This window comes from Herbidospora sp. RD11066, from assembly GCF_054661255.1.
On record NZ_BAAGDO010000007.1, the window covers coordinates 278529 to 296015 of the forward strand.

Below are 17487 nucleotides of genomic sequence, written 5' to 3' on the forward strand. Positions count from 1 at the left end.
GAGACTCCTAGTTCGGGTGCAGGCCCACGAACTCCAGGCCCTCGCGTTCGGGGCGGCCGTGGCGGATGTTCATGCACTGCACGGCGTTGCCGGCGCCGCCCTTGACGAGGTTGTCGAGGGCCGCGATCACGGTGACCGTGGTCGACCCGGGGTCGAGGGCGAAGCCGACGTCGCAGAAGTTCGAGCCGGAAAGGATCTTGGCGTCGGGGAAGCGGTGCAGGCCGCGCCGGTGGGCGACCACGCGCACGAAGTGCTCGTCGGCGTAGCGGTCGCGGTAGGCCGCGCGGATCACGCGCTCGTCGGCGCCCTCGGTCAGCCGCGCCTTGCAGAGCAGCTGCACCCCGCGCACGGCCTCGACCCCGGTGGCGGTCATCGCGACCGGCAGGCCGGTGGCCTGGGAGATCTCCGCCTCGTGGCGGTGCCGGGTGGGCGCGAACACGCGCAGGGCGCCGCTGCGTTCGGCGTGCAGGTTCTCCGCCCCGGCGGTCGCGCCGGCGCCGCTGGAACCCGTGCGGGCGTCGACGGACAGTTCGCCGTGGATCAGCCCGGCCTCGGCCAGCGGGGTCAGCGCCAGGATGCCGGCGTTGGCCATGCACCCGGGCACGCTGATGCGGCTCGCCTTCTGGAGTTCGCTGCGGTGCAGTTCCGGTACGCCCGTCGTGAAGGTCCCGATCAGGTCGGGGGCCATGTGGTCGACGCCGTAGTAGTCGGCGTAGACCTTCGGGTCGTGCAGCCGGAAGTCGCCCGACAGGTCGATCACGGTCGCGGCCAGCCCGAGGAACTCGGGCATCCGGCGCATCGTCTCGCGGTGGGGCGTGGCCAGGAACAGCACGTCATAGGGGCCGTCCTGGTCGAGCTCCTCCTCGGAGACGAACGACAGGCGGGTGCGGCCGCGCAGGTTGGGGTGGGCGCCGTCGATCAGCCGTCCGCGCAGCCGCCGTGAGGTGGCGGCCACCAGTTCGGCCGAGGGGTGCCCGGTGAGGATGCGCAGGAGTTCGCCGCCGATGTAGCCGGCGCCTCCCACGACGGCGCATCGGATCATGCCTCTGCCCTCGCGACGGCGTAGGACGCGATGACGTCGGCGACGTCGATCTCGTGGGCCTCCTGGAAGCCGCGGAACTCGACCCGGTCGTTGACCTCCAGCACCGTCAGGTGCCCGTCGGCGTCTTCGAGCAGGTCGACCCCGGCGATCTCGGCGCCCACCGCCTCGGCGGCGGCGACGGCGAGTTTCGCGTGGACGTTGGTCAGCTCGCACTTGGTCGAGACGGCCCCCCTGGCGACGTTGGTGCGCCATTCGTCACCGCGCCGGTAGGTCGCGCCCAGCGCCTCGCCGCCGACGACCAGCACCCGGATGTCCCGGTCGGCCTTCTCGACGAGTTCCTGCACGTAGACGATGTGCTGCTGGGGCGAGGGCAGCGCCGCGACGTGTTCGAGGATGCCCACGGCGGTGGCGCGGTCGGGGAGCGCGGTGACCAGGCGTCCCCACGATCCGACCAGCGGTTTCACCACGGCCGGGTAGCCGATCTGGTCGAGGGCGTCGAAGGCGGCCTCCGGCGTCATGGCCAGGGCGGTGCGGGGGGTCGGCAGGCCCTTGGCCATGAGCGCCGAGGTCGTCAGCCACTTGTCGCCGCTGACGTGGGTGGCGGCGGCGGTGTTGAGCACCGCCGCCCCCGCCGACTCCAGCGCACTGGCGGCGTAGAGGGCCCGGTAGTGGCCGACCTCCCGGTTCAGCACCGTCTCGTCGCGGTGCGTTCCGTCGGCGACGACCAGGGTCCGGGGATCGATGTGGACGAACGGGACGCCGCGCCGGTCGAGCGCGGCCATGATCTGTTTCTCCTCGAACCGCACGCGTGACGCGAGCACGGCTAAACGCTGGTCCATTACTCTCCCCAGTCCTCTTCGACCTCGGGCGCGACCGTCAGGGACGGCGGCGTGACGGAGGCGATCTCCAGTTCACTGCGGCAGTCGTGGCATTCGACGATCTCGCTCACCCGGGCGTCGGCGTCGAGGGAGACCTGCGCCGCGCACTCGGGACACTCGGGGGCGTTCACAACCTTCTGCATGGCTCGTCCCTATGTCGGTCGGGGAAAATTTCGGCGTTTCCACCGTAACCAGAATCGGCGCCGAATCGCCAATAAGGGTTGCCGATCGAAGTGAATTCCCACGCTTATCGGGGGCCGTATAAACAGGTTGTCCCACGAGCATAAGCGCTCCTACTGGATTTGCCGAAGAAATTGATTGAACGCGTTATTAGGCTCGGCTGGAGTCGTATATATCTAGGAGGGCTCATGCGAGCGATCGCCCTACAAGAAGCCCCTGTGGCGGCCTCCCCAGGGGAGCGGTTCGCCGCCGAGGTGGCGGCCGGGGCCCGTGAGGTGCCGTTCGACCTGCACCTTCCGGCCGCGTTCCCGCTGTTCGCGGCCCGGCCGCGCTACACCGTCCGGCATCTGCTGAAGACCAGTGACGTTTCCGACGGCGCGGTCTCCTACGTCCACGAGCCACCGAAAGGCCGGCTTCAGAACGCCGGGACCGCTTATGGCGCCACGCCCGAGGCCGCTTTCGCGCCGCGGTTGATGAAAGCGCCGCTGACCGATCTTTCCGTCGAGGTCCCGCTTCCCGACGGCGTCGCCGCCGAGCCTTCGCTGCTCGCCGCTTATGTGGACTACCGCGTTCTGGTACGTCTCTCCGTCGTCGAGAACGAATCGCTGCTGCACGGCACGTCCGACGGCGCGATCACCGGCCTGCTCGGCCTGCCGGGCAGCCGTTCGGCCGAAAGCCACGACGATCTCGCGACCACGGTCACCCGGGCCGCGGGGGAGATCGAGGAGACCGGCGGGTCGTGCGACGGGGTGGTGGCGCATCCCGAGACGTACTGGAAGATGGTCCGCGACGATCTGCTGGGCCGGTTCCAGAACGCCGGGATCACCGTCTCGCGCACCCGGATGATGCCGAAGGACACCCTGCTCATGGGCGACTTCCGGGCCGCCTGCACGCTGCTCATGCCGGGCGTCGCCTCGATCGCGCTGGTGCCGGGGGCGGTGCGGGCGACGTCCAGGATCGGGCTCGCGGTGCACCTGCCGCAGCACCTGATGGCGGTGAAGTGGCATGGGTGAGCCGCGCGTCCTCTACATCACCGGCTGGCTGCGCAGCGGCAGCACCATGCTCGGCAACGTCCTGGGCGAACTGCCCGGCGTGCTGCACGTCGGTGAGCTGCACTACCTGTGGCAGAACGGCATCCTCAAAGCCGGCACCAACTCGACCTGCGGCTGCGGGGCCGACGTGACCGCGTGTGACCTGTGGTCGAAGGTGATCACGTCGTCCGCGGGCGAGGCGCGGCTGATGACGCTCCAGCAGCGTTCTCTGCTGCGCACCCGGCACACGCGCGACCGGATCGCCGAGTCGACGGGCCGGACCGCCGCGGCTCCGGGGGTGGCCGAAGCGGTCGGCCGTACCGCCGACGTCTATCGGACCCTCGCCGCGCACGGCGGCGAGCGGCTCATCGTCGACGGCTCGAAGTTCCCGGCCGAGGCCGCGGCCCTGCTGGGCCGCGCCGACCTCGACGTGAAGGTCCTGCACATGGTGCGCGACCCGCGCGCGACCGCCTTCTCCTACGCGAAGGCCAAGGACTACATCGACCCGATGAGCCCCTCGCGCAGCAGCCGCTTCTGGACCGGGTTCAACCTGGCCTCCGAACTGTCCGGCCACGCCGCACCCGACCGCTACCTGCGCGTTCGCCACGAAGACCTGTGCCGCGACCCGCGCGGAACGCTCGCCCGGGTGCTCGCCTTCGCCGGGCTCGACGACGAACCGCCCGCCGACGCCGACGGCAACGTCATGTTGAGCGTGAACCACACGGTCACCGGCAACCCCGACCGCCTGTCGGCCGGCCCGGCGCGCATCCGCGCCGACGAACGCTGGCGCACCGGCCTGTCACCCCGCGCCCGCGCCGCCGCCACGGGCCCCGCGCTCCCGCTGCTCGGCCGATACGGCTATCCGATTCTGACCTGAGGGGACATTTCCCATGGATCTGCGCCTGAAGGGACGCGTCGCCCTGGTGGCCTGCTCCAGCAGCGGCCTCGGCCTGGGCGTCGCCAAGGCCCTGGCCGCCGAGGGTGCCAGCGTCGCCATCTGCGGCCGCGACCCCGACCGGCTCGCCCGCGCCCACGTCGAGGTGAGCGCGATGGGCGACGGCGACGTGCTGAGCGTCCCGGTCGACCTGTGCGACGAGAACGCCGCCGCCGCCTGGGTCAACGACACCGCCGCCACGCTCGGCGGCATCGACATCGTCGTGACGAACTCGGGCGGCGTGCCGTTCGGCCCCGTCGACGCGTTCGGCGTGGCCGACTACCGCGCCGCCCTCGACGCCAACCTGATCCCGCACATCGCCCTGACCCTGGCCGCGCTGCCCCACCTCAAGAAGGACGGCTGGGGCCGGGTCCTGATGATCGCGTCGGAGTCGGTCAAGCAGCCCCACCCCGAGAGCGGCCTGTCGTCGGTGGCCCGGCTGGGCCTGCTCGGCTACATGAAGGGCCTGGTCTCCGTGCTGGGGGCGAGCGGTGTGACGGTGAACGTGCTGGCCCCCGGCTTCCACCGCACGCCGATCCTCGACGAACAGTTCGGGGACGCCATCGAAGAGGAGCTGGCCGAGGTCGCCCGGCGGATCCCGCTCGGCCGGATCGGCGACGTCGCCGACCTGGGCGCGCTGGCCGCCTTCCTCGTCAGCGACCAGGCCTCCTACGTCACCGGAACGGTCTTCGTGGCCGACGGCGGCAACACCAGAGGAGTGTGAATCGTGTCCGTACTCGGTGAGGTCGCCACGACCCATACGGCGGCCCTCTACGTTGTCAAGATCGGCAGCGCGAGCCTCGCCCACGAGAAGATCTTCGACGAGGTGGCCCGCCTACGCGGCCGCGGCGCGAGGATCCTCCTGGTGGCGGGCGGCGCGGCCGGAATCAGAGCCCACTACGAGGCGATCGGCCGCCCGGTCCGGAACCTCCTGTTGAAGAACGGCTCCGAGGCGCGGTATTGCCCGCCCGAGGAGATGTCCCACATCGTGGCCGCCTACGAACGCGTCACCCTGCCCCGGGTCCGTGAGGCGCTGACCTCGCGGGGTCTGACCTGCTTCACCTCGACCGCCCAAGCGGGCTCGTTGGTGACCGCAGACCCCAACCCCCCGCTGAGAGCACGGCTGAACGAGCCATCGGTCACAGACCTCAACCCCCCGCTGAGGGCGCGACTGAACGAGCCTTCGACCGCAGACCTCAACCCACCGCTGAGCGGGCAAGAACTCTCGACCGCCGACCCCGACCCTGCGCTGAGGACCGGGGTGAACGGGCACGAGCTCTCACCCGCCAACCCCGACCCGGCATCGCGAGCGCGGGTGAGCGGGCAAGGACCCTCGACCGCGGATCCGTCTTCGCATGCCTCGGGCCCGGGGCGGTCCTTGATCATTAGGGATCACCGGGCCGGGACCGTGGCGGAGGTCGCCACCGAGTGTCTTGTGCAGTTGCTCGATGCGTTCGATGTCGTCTGTGTCGCGCCGCCCGTTGCCGCGTCCGATGGTGGGGCGCCGCTCAATGTGGATGCCGATGTGCTGGCCGCTGAGCTGGCCAATGCGCTCGACGCCGACCACTTACGGCTGGTCACCGGGACACCCGGCCTGCTGGCCGACCCCTCATCCGACATTTCGGGAATTCCGGATATCGGCCGTGGGGAAGGGCTGCGCTACGCCCAGGGCCGCATGCGGCAGAAGGTCCGCGCGGCCGAGATCGCGCTCGACGGGAACGCCGACGTCGCGATCACCGGTCCTCACTCGCTCCAGGTCGGCACCCGGTTCTGGCGGGCCGACCCGCCCGCCGACGACCTGACCCTGCTGACCCGCGCCGTCGAGATCTCCTCGGTGTCGCGGGACGAACGTGAGCTGGCCGAATACCTGGTGGAGTGGTGCCGTCAACGAGGGATCGAGGCCGACGTCGACGACGCCGGGAACTTCGTGGCGTTGAAGGGTTCGGGCCGCCGCCGGCTGCTCATGCTCGGCCACCTCGACACCGTCCCGCACCGATGGCCCGTCCATTGGGATGACGGCACCATCTCCGGCCGGGGCTGTGTCGACGCCAAGGGCAGTCTGGTCGCCTACCTGGAGACCCTGCACGACCTCGACGTCCCGCCGGACATCCAGGTCAGGGTGGTCGGCGCGGTCGAAGAGGAGATCACCTCGGCGGGGGCGTTCTTCGTCCGCGACCACTACAAGGCCGACGCCGTCGTCATCGGCGAGCCCTCGGGCGCCGGCGCGCTGACCATCGGCTACTACGGCCTGCTGAAGGTCCGGATCGGCGTCGCCGACCCCGTCGGGCACACGGCGGGCCAGGGCGTCACCACGGCCGCCGACCAGATGGTCGACGTGCTGGCCCGGCTGCGCGACGGCCTGGCGGAGGAAGGTCCCGACGCGCTGCTGGCCGTGCTCGGCATCCACGCCGTCAACGGCGGCGACGTGCAGCGCGGGGAGGCGGTCGTGGACGTCCGCGTGCCGTCGACGATGTCCCTGGACGACCTCATCGGGCACTTCCGGCAGGTCGCCCACCCCATCGAGATCGAGGTGCTCCGGGCCACCCCCGGACACGTCACCGCGCGCACGAGCCCGCTGGTCAAGGCGTTCTCGCGGGCGTTCAAGGCCGAAGGGGTGGTCAACCGGTTCCTCGCCAAGAAGGGCTCCAGCGACATGAACACGCTGGCCACGACCTGGCACGGGGTGCCGATGGTGGCGTACGGCCCCGGCGACGCCAAGCTCGACCACACCCCGCACGAACACCTGGAGGCCGCCGAATACCGCCGCGCCCGGAGCGTCCTGTCGCGCGCGGTCGCCGAGTGGATCGCCGCCGAGACCCAGACGATCAGGAGGGCCGCGTGATGAGAACGCTGGAGATCGGCGCCACCACCCACCTGGAGACGCTGGAGGCCGAGGCCGTCCACATCATCCGCGAGACGGCGGGCGAGTTCGAACGCCCGGTGCTGCTCTTCTCGGGCGGCAAGGACTCGATCGTCATGCTGCACCTGGCGCGGAAGGCCTTCGCCCCCGCGCCACTGCCCTTCCCCCTCCTGCACGTCGACACCGGCCACAACTTCCCCGAGGTCATCGCCTTCCGCGACGAGATCACGCGAGACCTGCGGCTGAACGTCGCCTCGGTGCAGGACTACATCGACCGGGGCGCGCTGCCGGACGTACCGGAGAGAAACGGCCTGCAGACCACGCCCCTGCTGGACGCCATCGAGTCGGGCGCCCACGACGCCGTGTTCGGCGGTGGCCGCCGCGACGAGGAGAAGGCCCGAGCGAAGGAACGCGTCTTCTCCCTGCGCGACGAGTTCGGCGCCTGGGACCCCCGCCGCCAGCGCCCCGAACTCTGGAACCTCTACAACGGCCGCCACGTCCCCGGAGAGCATGTCCGCGTCTTCCCGCTGTCCAACTGGACCGAACTGGACGTCTGGCAGTACATCGCCGCCGAGGACCTCGCGCTGCCCTCGATCTACTACTCCCACGAACGGGAGGTCTTCGACCGGCGCGGCATGTGGCTCTGCCCGGGTGCGTGGGGCGGCCGGGCCGAGCCCGTGGTCCGCAAGACGGTCCGCTACCGCACGGTCGGCGACATGTCGTGCACCGGCGCCGTCGAGTCGACCGCCCGCACGCCGCTGGAAGTGATCGAGGAGATCGCCGCCTCGCGCATCACCGAACGCGGCGCGACGAGAGCCGACGACCGCCTCGCCGAGGCCGCCATGGAGGACCGCAAACGAGAAGGGTATTTCTGATGTCCACGCTGCTCAGACTGGCCACGGCGGGCTCCGTCGACGACGGCAAGTCCACTCTGGTCGGACGTCTCCTGCACGACTCCAAGTCGGTCATGTCCGACCAGCTCGCCCAGATCGCCTCCCCCAGCGACCTGGCCCTCCTGACCGACGGCCTGCGCGCCGAACGGGAACAGGGGATCACGATCGACGTGGCCTACCGCTACTTCGCGACCCCGCGCCGCCGCTTCATCCTGGCGGACACGCCGGGGCACGTGCAGTACACGCGGAACATGGTGACCGGCGCGTCCACGGCCTCCCTGGTCGTCCTGGTGGTCGACGCCCGGAAGGGCGTGACCGAACAGACGCGGCGGCACGCCGCCGTGGCCGCCCTGCTGCGGGTGCCCCACCTGGTCCTGGCGGTCAACAAGATGGACCTGGTGGGCTGGTCGGAGGAGGTCTTCGCGGGCATCGCCGACTCCCTCGACTACCCCGGCGACCTCACGGCCATCCCCATTTCGGCCCTGACCGGCGACAACGTGGTGGTGCCCTCCGCGCACATGGACTGGCACACCGGCCCGACCGTCATGGAGTTCCTGGAGACGGTCGAGGTCTCGGAGGACCTGACGGCGCTTCCGGCGCGGCTTCCGGTCCAGTACGTCATCAAAACGCGCGGCCGCCGCGCCTACGCCGGCCAGCTGAGCGGCGGCATCCTGCACGTGGGGGAGCGGGTGACGGTCCAGCCCGGCGGCCAGACCACGACGGTGACCGGCATCGACGTGCTGGGCGAACCGGCGGCGATGGCCTGGGCCCCGCAGTCGATCGCCGTCCGGCTGGCCGACGACCTGGACGTCTCGCGCGGCTGCCTGATCGCCCCGGAGGCGACCGCGCCCGAGGTGACGCGGGAACTGCGCGCCACCGTCTGCCACCTGCACGAGAAGGCGCTGCGGGTGGGCGAGAAGATCCTGGTGAAGCACACGACCCGGACCGTCCAGGCGGTCGTGGCAGCGATCGAACCGGGCGGCGCGCTGGCCGTCAACGACATCGGCGACGTGATCGTCCGCACGGCCTCCGACCTGGCGGTCGACGACTACACCGAGAGCCGGACCACGGGCGCCTGCCTGCTGATCGACCCGGCGGACGGCGCGACGCGCTCAGCCGGAATGATCTCGGCCTGAGCCGAGCCGGGCGGCCACACCGTCGAGGACCCACTCCAGGCCCGTCGTGAAAGACGTCTCGGCGTCCACCTCACCGCCGTCGTGGACGAGTCTGGCCAGCATCGGGAACCGGCCCGTGGCCAGCAGCTTCACCATGTGGGGCCCGTGGGCGCGCTGCCATTCGCGGTCGCTCAGCCCCGTGGCCCGCTCGGCCCGCAGGTGGGCGATCTCCCGTCTGATCGCCCCGGTGAAGTAGGCGGCCACGGTCTCCACCACACGCATCACGGTGTCGATGTCGGCAAGGCCATCGAGCGCCCCCAGCGTCGACTCGGCCACCGAGAGAGCATGCGGCCCCAGCGCGGGACGCCCCCCGAGCAGGTCGGCCAGCCATTCGTGCCGGAGCGCGGCCCGCCTGGTCAGACAGGCATGAACGCGCAGCGCCTCTCGCCAGTCGCCGGGCCGCTCCTCGGGCAGGATCTCGGCGTGCACCTCGTCGACCATGAGGTCGAACAGTTCTTCCTTGGTCGCGATGAACCCGTACAGCCGCATCGGCCCGGCGCCCAGCCGGGCGGCGACCTTTCGCAGCGACACCTCCTCCAGCCCGCCCTCGTCGGCGAGTGCGATGGCGGCGGCGACGATGCGCGCCCGGTCGAGCGGCACGGGGCGCGGTGGTTCGGGGCGGTCCCAGACGGTCACCGATACACTGTATCGCTATGAGACACCGTATCGCCGTGGTGGGAGCTGGGCCCGGCGGGCTCACCTTCGCCCGGGTCCTGCACCGCCACGGCCACGCCGTCACCGTCCTCGAACGCGACCCCTCGCCCCACGCCCGCCCCCCTGGCGGCAGCCTCGACCTGCACGAAGGTCTCGGTCAGCTCGCGCTCGACAAGGCCGGGCTGCTGGCCGGGTTCCGGGAGCTGTCCCGCCCCGAGGGGCAGGCCATGCGGATCCTCGACACCGACGGCACCGTTCTCCGCGACTGGCGCCCCCGGCCCGGCGACCACGCCAATCCCGAGATCGACCGGGGACAGCTCCGCGATCTGCTGCTCGGGGACCTCGACGTCCAGTGGGGGCGAGGCGTGCGGGAGGTCCTGCCGGGCGGGCGTGTCCGGTTCGACGACGGGCGGGAGGAGACGTTCGACCTGGTCGTCGGTGCCGACGGTGCCTGGTCGCGGGTCCGCCCTGCGGTCTCGGCCGCCAGACCGGGCTACACCGGCGTCACCATGGTCGAGACCTCCCTCGACGACGTCGACACACGGCTGGTCGGCGACGGGGCCTTGGCCGTCTACGGCGTGAACCGCAACCTCGTCGCCCAGCGCAGTAGCGGCGGCCACGTCAAGGTGTACGCCCAGTTCCGCGCCCCGCTCGACTGGTACACCCCCGAACGCCTGCCGGCGCTGTTCGACGGCTGGGCCGAGCCCCTGCTCGACCTGCTCCGTGGCGGTGGCGAGTTCGTCCACCGGCCTCTGTACGTCCTGCCCGCCGGTCACACCTGGGCCCACGTTCCGGGTGTGACGCTGCTGGGGGACGCCGCCCACCTGATGCCGCCGCTGGGGGCGGGCGCGAACCTCGCGATGCTGGACGGAGCCGAACTCGCCGAGGCCATGGCCGGAAACCCGGGCGAGCTCGACGCCGCCGTCCGCGCGTTCGAGGAGCGGATGCAGGCACGGGCCGGGCGTTGGGCGGAGATCACGACGAGCGGGCTCGACCGGCTCGTCAGCCCGGATCCCGCCGCGGCCATCGCCCTGTTCGACGCGGTTCAGGTCTCGTAGAGGTCGGTCTCGCTGAGGACCGGGGCGCCGTCGTCGTCGGTGCGGCCCAGGCGGGACGCCGAACCGAACATGGGGCCCCGCGCGCGGCGCACCCCGGCGAAGCGGCCGAAGCCGATCGCCTTGGGGACGTCGTCGTAGACGGCCTCCATCCCGCCCCTGGCCGAGTAGGTCTCGTGCCAGAAGCCGGTGCCACCCGAGTCGCGCAGGAAGTCGAGCCACCACTGGCGGTGCGGCTCCGACCGGGCGAAGGCGAGCAGCGACGGCAGATCCCGCCAGTACTGGCGCATGCCCATGTTCAAAGGAAAGAACGAGTAGTAGATCGGTTCGTGCAGCAGCAGGCCGTCAGGCTTGCCCGCGACCGAGTCCTGGATCTTCTTGCCGAAGCCGAGGAAGGTCCGGATCCCGTACAGGTGGTTCACCCGCATGCCGAGGTAGAGGACCATGAGGTCCGGATATTCCGACAGGTCGACGGTCTGCCGGGTCACTCGAGTAGGCATCTGACGCTCCTTGGGGCTCGGGTTCGGACTCAATGTACGAACGCCGAGTTGACTCGTACTGAACGAAGTCTTCCCAAGGAGGTCAGTCGAGGTCGGCGGCCTTGCGGAGCAGCACCGAGCGCTCCCGCCGGTTGGCGCACAGCCGGGCGGCCAGCTCCAGTTCGGACCGCGCCTCCGCCCGGCGTCCGAGGCGGGTCAGCAGTTCGCCGCGTACGGCCGGGACCAGGTGGGACCCCGGGAGCCGGTTCGAGGCGATCAGCTCGTCGACGATGACCAGACCCTCTTCGGGACCCGAGGCCATGGCGACGGCGACGGCCCGGTTGAGCTCGACCACCGGCGAGGGTGCGACCCGGCCGAGCATCTCGTAGAGCCGCACGATCGTGTCCCAGTCGGTCGTCCCGACCGAGGGCGCCGACGCGTGGACGGCGGCGATCGTCGCCTGCAAGCCGTAGAAACCCAGGGGCGTCGCCCGCGTGAGCGCGGCCAAGCCGCGGTGGATCGCCGGGGCGTCCCAGAGCCGCCGGTCCTGGTCTTCCAGGAGGATCGGCGCGCCGTCGTGGTCGGTGCGGGCCGGGAAGCGGGCGGCCGTCAGCTCGCACAACGCCAGCAGGCCGTGCACCTCCGGCTCGCCGGGCTGAAGGTCGGCCAGCGTGCGGACCAGCCGGATCGCCTCGTACGCCACGTCGGGCCGCAGCAGGTGATCGCCCGACGTGGCCGTCGAGCCCTCGGTGAAGATCGAGTAGAGCACACCGAGCACCCCGGCCAGCCGTTCGCGGCGCTCTTCCGGCGGGGGCAGCTCGAACGGCACCCCGGCCGCCGCGATCGCCTTCTTGGCCCGGGTGATGCGGGCCTGCACGGTCGGCACCGGCACCAGGAACGCCCGTGCGATCTCCTCGCTGGTCAGGCCGCCGACCACGCGCAGGGTCAGCGCCACCCGGGCCTCGGGCGAGAGCACCGGGTGGCAGCTGACGAACATCAGCGCCAGCACGTCGTCGCCGATCCCGTCGGGATCGACGTCCCCCTCGGGCGGGGGATCGGCCGCCAGCAGGGCGTAGCGGTCGGCGAGGGCGGCCCGGCGGCGGATCGCGTCGATCGCCCGCCGCCGGGCCGTGGCCATCAGCCATCCGGCCGGGTTGGCCGGGGAGGCGCGCGGCCACGACACCAGCGCCTCGGCCACCGCTTCCTGGGCGGCGTCTTCGGCCAGCCCGAAATCGCCGGTGAACCGGGTCAGCGCGGCGACGATCCTGGCCGACTCGACCCGCCAGACGGCCTCGACGTCGGCCGTGCCCATCAGTTCGGGGTCTCGTCTTCCCCGGCCACCCGCCGGACCTCGATCTTCGACCCGGCGACGGCCGGAACCCGGGTGGCCCAGGCGACCGCTTCGTCCTGCGTGGCCACCTCGACCAGGAAGTAGCCGCCGAACAGCTCCCTCGTCTCGCCGTAGGGGCCATCGGTGACCACCGGAGTCTCGCCGCCGAAGTGGACCACGGCGCCCCGGCCCGGGTCGTCGAGCCCTTCGGCGGCGAGGAGGACCCCGGCTTCGAGCATCTCCTCGATGAACTTCCGGGTCGCGGCCATCGCCTCGTCGATCGACGCCATCATGGCCGCGTTCGACTCGTCGGTGCCCCGCATGATCAGCATGTACTTCGCCATCGTGGTCTCCTCATCCCGCGGGGCCGTCTCTCGGCCCTCGCACCCTCAGGTCGAACGGGCGGGCCGCGGATCGACAGACTTCGGGAAAGAACTTAGACGAGTGCGCGGTCGAGTTCCTCGAGCACGATCCGGTGCACCAGCGGGTCGATGTTGACGGCCAGGTGACCGCTGAAGTCGAGCGGGAAACGGTCCTGGAGCAGGATGTTCCTGACCGAGTCTCCGGTGAGGAAACTCGACGTGTACGGCGTCACCACCAGGTCGTACCTCGTGGCGATCACCGAATATTGAACTCCGGGCACCGTGTCGCCCCCGTCGTTCAGCGTCTTCATGAAGTCGGAGTCGACCATCTGCTGCTGGCACGACTGGCAGACCAGCGCGATCGCGGGGCTGAGCCCGAGCAGCCGGGCGAGGTTGACCCACCCGCCCGAGTTGGTGCCGTGGTTCGACGGCGTGACGCCGACCAGCCGGTGGACCTTCGCCGCGCCGCCCAGGAACTTCAGGTAGTGGCGCGGCATCATCCCGCCCTGCGAATGGCCGACGATGTCGACCTTCGACGCCCCGGTCGCCGTCAGCACCTTGTCGACGAAGTCGGACAGTTGCCGGGCCGATTCGGGGATGTCCCCCATGGCCTGGAGGGGGCCCGCACCACGTACACGACCGTAGTTGAGCGCGAAGACGCAGTAACCCGCCGCTTTCAGCTTCGGCGAGAGGGTCGCCCAGTTCCCCAGCATGTCCTCGAACGTGCCGTGCACCAGCACCACCGGACGCGGGCGGAGCTCCGACGGCTTGCAGGTCCAGATGTTGGCCCCGAAGGGCGAGATGTCAGCGGACGCAGGGGCGGCGGTCAGGGTCAGGGCCATGGCCAGCGCGGCGGCCACCATGCGATGGATCTTCATGTGCCCATTGCGACGCCTCACCGGGAGGGAACCGGGCACCCCACGCCGACCCAGAAGATCATTTGAACGTGATCGTGCCGACTCCCGTCACCGAGCGCAGGCCGGTCAGCGCGCAGCCCCCGGTGTCGGAGGTCGGCGTGGCGGTGCCGCTCGCCTTCGCGCCCTTCAGCCGCCCCTTGGTGACGTGGGCGTTGAGCAGCAGGTCGGCCGGGTTGGCCATGGTCACCTCGCTGGTGACCAGCCGGACCGTCGAGCGCGCCTCCACGTCGCCCTTGCGCCCGAACCACTCGATCCGGCCGTCGCCCCGCATCTGCCGCCCGCCGACGCACGACGCCTGCGCGGTGCCGTCGACGACCATCGTCGCCCCGTGGCGGCAGTTGCCCAGGTTCAGCACGGCCCGCACCCTGACCGCGCGCGGCAGCAGCCCGAGAGGCGGGTCGAACGTCACCGAACTCCCGGGGGCGGTGGAGACATCGCAGGTCAGAGCGGGTGCGGCGGGTGTGGGTGCGGTCAACAGGGCGGCGGCGAGCGCCACGGCGACAGCCGACATGAGTTACCTCCCGTGATCGGTGAGCTCCAATTCGTAGCAGGGCGCGGGTGATGGGGAGGTCACAGGCCGGCCAGGGAACCAGTTCCAGCGGCCGAACAAGCGCATCAGGGCCGGGACCAGGACCATGCGGATCAGCGTCACGTCGATGACGATCGCGACGGCCACCGCGAAGCCGGTCTGCCGGATGTCCTCCCGGTGGGTGAACATGAGCGCGCCGAAGGTGACGGCGATGGTGGCGGCGGCGAGCGTGATGGCGTGGGCGGTGTGGCGCAGGCCGTACACGACCGAGGATGGGGTGTCGCCGGTGCGGCGCCAGTGCTCGGTGACGCGGTGCGCCAGGAACACCTCATAGTCCATCGACAGGCCGAAGACCAGCGAGAACGTCAGCAGCGGCACCAGCGCGCCGATCCGCCCGTCGAAGGCGAGCGACAGCAGCCCGAAGGTGGCGGCGACGGTGAGGACGTTCATCGCGATCGCCTTGAGTGGGATGAGCAGGCTCCGGAACAGCACCATCAGCAGCGTGAACGACCCCGCCAGCACGACCCCCGCGACCTGCCAGACCCGGGTGCCCAGCTCCCGGGTGAGGTCGTCGAGCTGCGCGGCCGGTCCCGCCACCAGACCGCGCGGAGCCAGCTGCCGATAGCGGGCCAGCAGCGCGGCCGCCTCGGGATGGTCGGCGGGATGGCGTTCGGCGACGGTGATCAGGGTGAGGTCGCGGCCGTTGTCGAGCGCGGCCACGGCCGACACGCGCGGGTCGGCGCGCAGCGCGGCGGTCAGCGGCGCCGTGTCGACGGGTGGCCCCGGCGGATGCGGCAGCGCGAGCAGGGTGAACCCGGCCAGGCCGTCGGCCTCCATGCGGGCCAGCCCGGCGCCCGCGTCGGTCCCCGCCAGCACCGACCGGTCGTACCGCAGCCCGAGCGTGGCCCACGCGGCCGGGAGCGCGGCGATCGCCAGCAGTGCGGTGACGGCGAGCGTGTAGCGCCAGGGATGACGCATCAGATGGGTGGCCCACCGGGCCCATCGCGGGTTCTCGCCGGTACGGCCGATCGGCACCCCCCTCGCCAGCAGCGCGGGCGCGAGGGTCAGCGCGGCGGCGACCGTCACGACGGTGGCCAGGATCGCCGCGCCCGCGATGCCCCTGATCTGCGGCGCGGGCACCACGAACAGCCCGGCCGCGGTCAGCACCACGACCAGCGCGCACCACGAGACCGTCACCCCGGCCGTCCTGACCGCGTGCGCGGCGGCGGCGACGTCGTCCATGCCGTCGCGTCTGGCCTGCCGGTGGCGGAGCAGGAGCAGCAGCGCGTAGTCGAGCCCGAGCCCCAGGCACACCGTGACCGTCACCGTCACCATGAACGTGTCGACCCGGCCCGCCGCCGCCAAGGCGCCGAGCCCGGCGAGCACCGCCGCGCCCGCCACCGCCAGCGGGATCAGCGCAGCCCGGAGTGACCCCAGGCCGAACGCCAGCAGCACCAGCACGACGGGGACCGTGACCAGCTCGACCACCCGCAGGTCGCGCACGTCGGTCCCGGCCAGCTCGGTGAACACCGCCGTCGACCCGGTCAGCGACACCTCCACCGCGCCGCCCGCGGCCCTTTGCGCCGCCTCCTGGGCCACTCTTCGCTGGCCGGGGAGCAGATCCCGGCGCTCCTGCTCGCCGCCGCGCACGCCGACCAGCACGTACACATGCCCGGGGTCCTGGGCCGCGACGGCGGGGAGCGGCCGCAGATCGCCGATCTCCGGCCGATCTCCGAGATCTTGTACGACCGCCACCAGCGCCCGCTGGTAGAGCACGTCGTCCGAGGTGAGCGTCGGCGAGGTGAACGCGAGCATCATCTGCTCGTCGCCCAGCCCGGGGAACCCGGCGGCCACCACCCGCGCGGCTTCGGCCGACGGCGCCCCCGGGACCTGCAACGACGGCGGCACGAGCCGCTCCAGCAGCCCGGGAAGGGACATCAGCGAGGCGAGCGCCACCAGCGCCCACACCACGATCACCGGCGTGCGGGCGGTCATCGGTGCACCCCCACGGGGAGCGCGGTCACGCGGGTGAACACGAACCCGCGCCGCAGCACCGGCCCGGCCACGGTGAGGGGCGGCCGGTCGAGCAGCAGACGGAGCACCACGCGCGACTGGAGCTGGGCGAGCCGGGCGCCGACGCAGTAGTGAGGACCGTGCCCGAAGGTGAGGCCGCGCACCGGCGCGCGGGTCAGGTCGAGCCGGTCGGGGTCGTCGAGCAGCGCCGGATCGCGGTGCGCCGAGCCGATCAGCAGGTGGACGACCTGACCCGCCGCCACCGCCTGCCCGGCGACGACGGTGTCACGGGTGGCGTACCGGCTGACGACCTGGATGAGCGGGTCGTGCCGCAGCACCTCGGCGACCGCGCCGTCGAGGCGGCCGGGATCGGCCCGCAGCCAGTCGGCCCGGTCCGGGTCGGCGGCCAGCACCTCGACCAGCGACGACAGGGCGCTCGCGGTGGTGTGCCACCCGGCCAGCAGCAGCGTCGCGGCCAGCAGGTCGTCGACGTCGAGCGCGAACGCGCGCCCCGCCAGGTAGGCGCCGAGCTCCCCGGTCGCGCGGTCGGCGGCGTCCAGTTCGTCGTGGGTGGGGAACAGCTCCAGCGCGGCGGAGACCTCCCGCACCATGTCGGCCAGCCGGGCCGCGTCATCGGGGGGCAGCCCGAGCAGCGCGCACATCACCGCCATCGCCAGCGGATCTCCGACCAGGCGGGCGAAGTCGGCGCGGCCGTGCGAGGCCAGCTCCCGGTCGAGGGCGTCGAGGTGGACGACGGCCAGGCGCTCGATCTCCGCCTCCAGCCGGGCCAGCGCCCGGGGCGAGAGTCCCGGCAGCGCGGCGGTGCGGACCGTGGTGTGCTCGGGCGGGTTGAGCTGCATCATCGTCCGGCCCGCGTAGTGCAGGGAGGGCCGGTCCCGCCAACCCGGAACCCAGGTGTCCCGCCAAGCCGGGTCGGGCACCAGGAACTCCGGCCCGGTCAGCACCGCGCGGCAGGTCGCGTGGTCGGTGGCGAGCAGCCCGCCCCACAGCGTCGGCAGCAGCGGCCCCATCTCCCGCAGCGCGGCGTAGGCCGGATAGGGATCTCCGGACCGGGCCCGCCGCACGAGGGCCGTCACCTCTCGGGCCAGGGTGTGCGTCATCTGGTCGCTCCTTGATCAAGTCCGGGTAAACCCG

18 protein-coding genes are annotated in these 17487 nt (G+C 71.7%); 7 read left to right on the forward strand and 11 right to left on the reverse strand.

The features are described 5' to 3' along the window. Positions 1–7 precede the first annotated feature (7 nt). From argC to lysW, 3 genes are read right to left on the reverse strand one after another with little or no spacing between them, the layout of a single operon-like run. On the reverse strand, positions 8–1042 hold the full coding sequence (gene argC / locus ACYQ78_RS26490) for an N-acetyl-gamma-glutamyl-phosphate reductase (RefSeq protein WP_459803618.1): 1035 nt from the start codon (positions 1040–1042) through the stop codon (positions 8–10). Further along, positions 1039–1881: a RimK family alpha-L-glutamate ligase gene (locus tag ACYQ78_RS26495; RefSeq protein WP_459803619.1), complete on the reverse strand. Its 843-nt coding sequence runs from the start codon at positions 1879–1881 to the stop codon at positions 1039–1041. Before ACYQ78_RS26495 ends, argC begins: the two co-directional genes overlap by 4 nt. Beyond that, the gene (gene lysW / locus ACYQ78_RS26500) at positions 1881–2063 is read right to left on the reverse strand and encodes a lysine biosynthesis protein LysW (protein WP_459803620.1); all 183 of its coding nucleotides are present in this window, start codon (positions 2061–2063) and stop codon (positions 1881–1883) included. Before lysW ends, ACYQ78_RS26495 begins: the two co-directional genes overlap by 1 nt. A gap of 225 nt (positions 2064–2288) precedes the next feature. On the opposite strand from lysW, the gene ACYQ78_RS26505 reads away from it, so the two are divergent. The 6 genes from ACYQ78_RS26505 to ACYQ78_RS26530 are packed head-to-tail and all read left to right on the forward strand — an operon-like array spanning position 2289 to position 8954. Beyond that, positions 2289–3113 carry a family 3 encapsulin nanocompartment shell protein gene (locus tag ACYQ78_RS26505; protein WP_459803621.1) on the forward strand — a complete coding sequence of 275 codons (825 nt, stop codon included), beginning with the start codon at positions 2289–2291 and terminating at the stop codon, positions 3111–3113. Next, a complete protein-coding gene (locus ACYQ78_RS26510; RefSeq protein ID WP_459803622.1) occupies positions 3106–4008 on the forward strand; it encodes a sulfotransferase family protein in 903 nt (300 codons plus the stop codon). Before ACYQ78_RS26505 ends, ACYQ78_RS26510 begins: the two co-directional genes overlap by 8 nt. Positions 4009–4021: 13 nt before the next feature. Next, positions 4022–4789 carry an SDR family NAD(P)-dependent oxidoreductase gene (locus ACYQ78_RS26515; RefSeq protein ID WP_459803623.1) on the forward strand — a complete coding sequence of 256 codons (768 nt, stop codon included), beginning with the start codon at positions 4022–4024 and terminating at the stop codon, positions 4787–4789. A gap of 3 nt (positions 4790–4792) precedes the next feature. Next, positions 4793–6907 (forward strand): M20/M25/M40 family metallo-hydrolase, encoded by a 2115-nt coding sequence (locus ACYQ78_RS26520; protein WP_459803624.1) that lies wholly within the window; start codon positions 4793–4795, stop codon positions 6905–6907. Beyond that, entirely contained in the window at positions 6907–7800 is an 894-nt protein-coding gene (cysD, locus tag ACYQ78_RS26525; protein ID WP_459803798.1) for a sulfate adenylyltransferase subunit CysD, read from the forward strand. The genes ACYQ78_RS26520 and cysD overlap by 1 nt, the downstream gene beginning before the upstream one ends. Next, complete coding sequence (locus ACYQ78_RS26530; RefSeq protein WP_459803799.1) at positions 7797–8954, forward strand: sulfate adenylyltransferase subunit 1; 1158 nt, start codon at positions 7797–7799, stop codon at positions 8952–8954. Before cysD ends, ACYQ78_RS26530 begins: the two co-directional genes overlap by 4 nt. On the opposite strand, the gene ACYQ78_RS26535 is transcribed toward ACYQ78_RS26530, so the two are convergent. Continuing rightward, a complete protein-coding gene (locus ACYQ78_RS26535; protein WP_459803625.1) occupies positions 8931–9629 on the reverse strand; it encodes a TetR/AcrR family transcriptional regulator C-terminal domain-containing protein in 699 nt (232 codons plus the stop codon). The two genes, ACYQ78_RS26530 and ACYQ78_RS26535, sit on opposite strands and share 24 nt — an antisense overlap. A 17-nt stretch (positions 9630–9646) precedes the next feature. Between ACYQ78_RS26535 and ACYQ78_RS26540 the strand changes: the two genes are divergently transcribed. Beyond that, on the forward strand, positions 9647–10705 hold the full coding sequence (locus ACYQ78_RS26540; RefSeq protein ID WP_459803626.1) for an FAD-dependent oxidoreductase: 1059 nt from the start codon (positions 9647–9649) through the stop codon (positions 10703–10705). On the opposite strand, the gene ACYQ78_RS26545 is transcribed toward ACYQ78_RS26540, so the two are convergent. The 7 genes from ACYQ78_RS26545 to ACYQ78_RS26575 all read right to left on the reverse strand — a co-directional run bounded on the left by ACYQ78_RS26545 (position 10693) and on the right by ACYQ78_RS26575 (position 17453). Continuing rightward, positions 10693–11202 (reverse strand): monooxygenase family protein, encoded by a 510-nt coding sequence (locus tag ACYQ78_RS26545; protein ID WP_459803627.1) that lies wholly within the window; start codon positions 11200–11202, stop codon positions 10693–10695. The two genes, ACYQ78_RS26540 and ACYQ78_RS26545, sit on opposite strands and share 13 nt — an antisense overlap. An 82-nt stretch (positions 11203–11284) precedes the next feature. Continuing rightward, positions 11285–12493, reverse strand: a complete 1209-nt coding sequence (locus ACYQ78_RS26550; RefSeq protein ID WP_459803628.1) for an RNA polymerase sigma factor — start codon at positions 12491–12493, stop codon at positions 11285–11287. Next, positions 12493–12855 (reverse strand): YciI family protein, encoded by a 363-nt coding sequence (locus tag ACYQ78_RS26555; RefSeq protein WP_459803629.1) that lies wholly within the window; start codon positions 12853–12855, stop codon positions 12493–12495. The genes ACYQ78_RS26550 and ACYQ78_RS26555 overlap by 1 nt, the downstream gene beginning before the upstream one ends. A gap of 92 nt (positions 12856–12947) precedes the next feature. Further along, the gene (locus tag ACYQ78_RS26560) at positions 12948–13751 is read right to left on the reverse strand and encodes an esterase/lipase family protein (protein ID WP_459803630.1); all 804 of its coding nucleotides are present in this window, start codon (positions 13749–13751) and stop codon (positions 12948–12950) included. Between the two features lie 58 nt (positions 13752–13809). Beyond that, positions 13810–14301, reverse strand: coding sequence for a hypothetical protein (locus ACYQ78_RS26565; protein ID WP_459803631.1), 492 nt, complete (start codon positions 14299–14301; stop codon positions 13810–13812). Between the two features lie 3 nt (positions 14302–14304). Then, on the reverse strand, positions 14305–16314 hold the full coding sequence (locus tag ACYQ78_RS26570; protein ID WP_459803632.1) for an MMPL family transporter: 2010 nt from the start codon (positions 16312–16314) through the stop codon (positions 14305–14307). Next, on the reverse strand, positions 16311–17453 hold the full coding sequence (locus tag ACYQ78_RS26575; RefSeq protein WP_459803633.1) for a cytochrome P450: 1143 nt from the start codon (positions 17451–17453) through the stop codon (positions 16311–16313). Before ACYQ78_RS26575 ends, ACYQ78_RS26570 begins: the two co-directional genes overlap by 4 nt. Positions 17454–17487 lie beyond the last annotated feature (34 nt).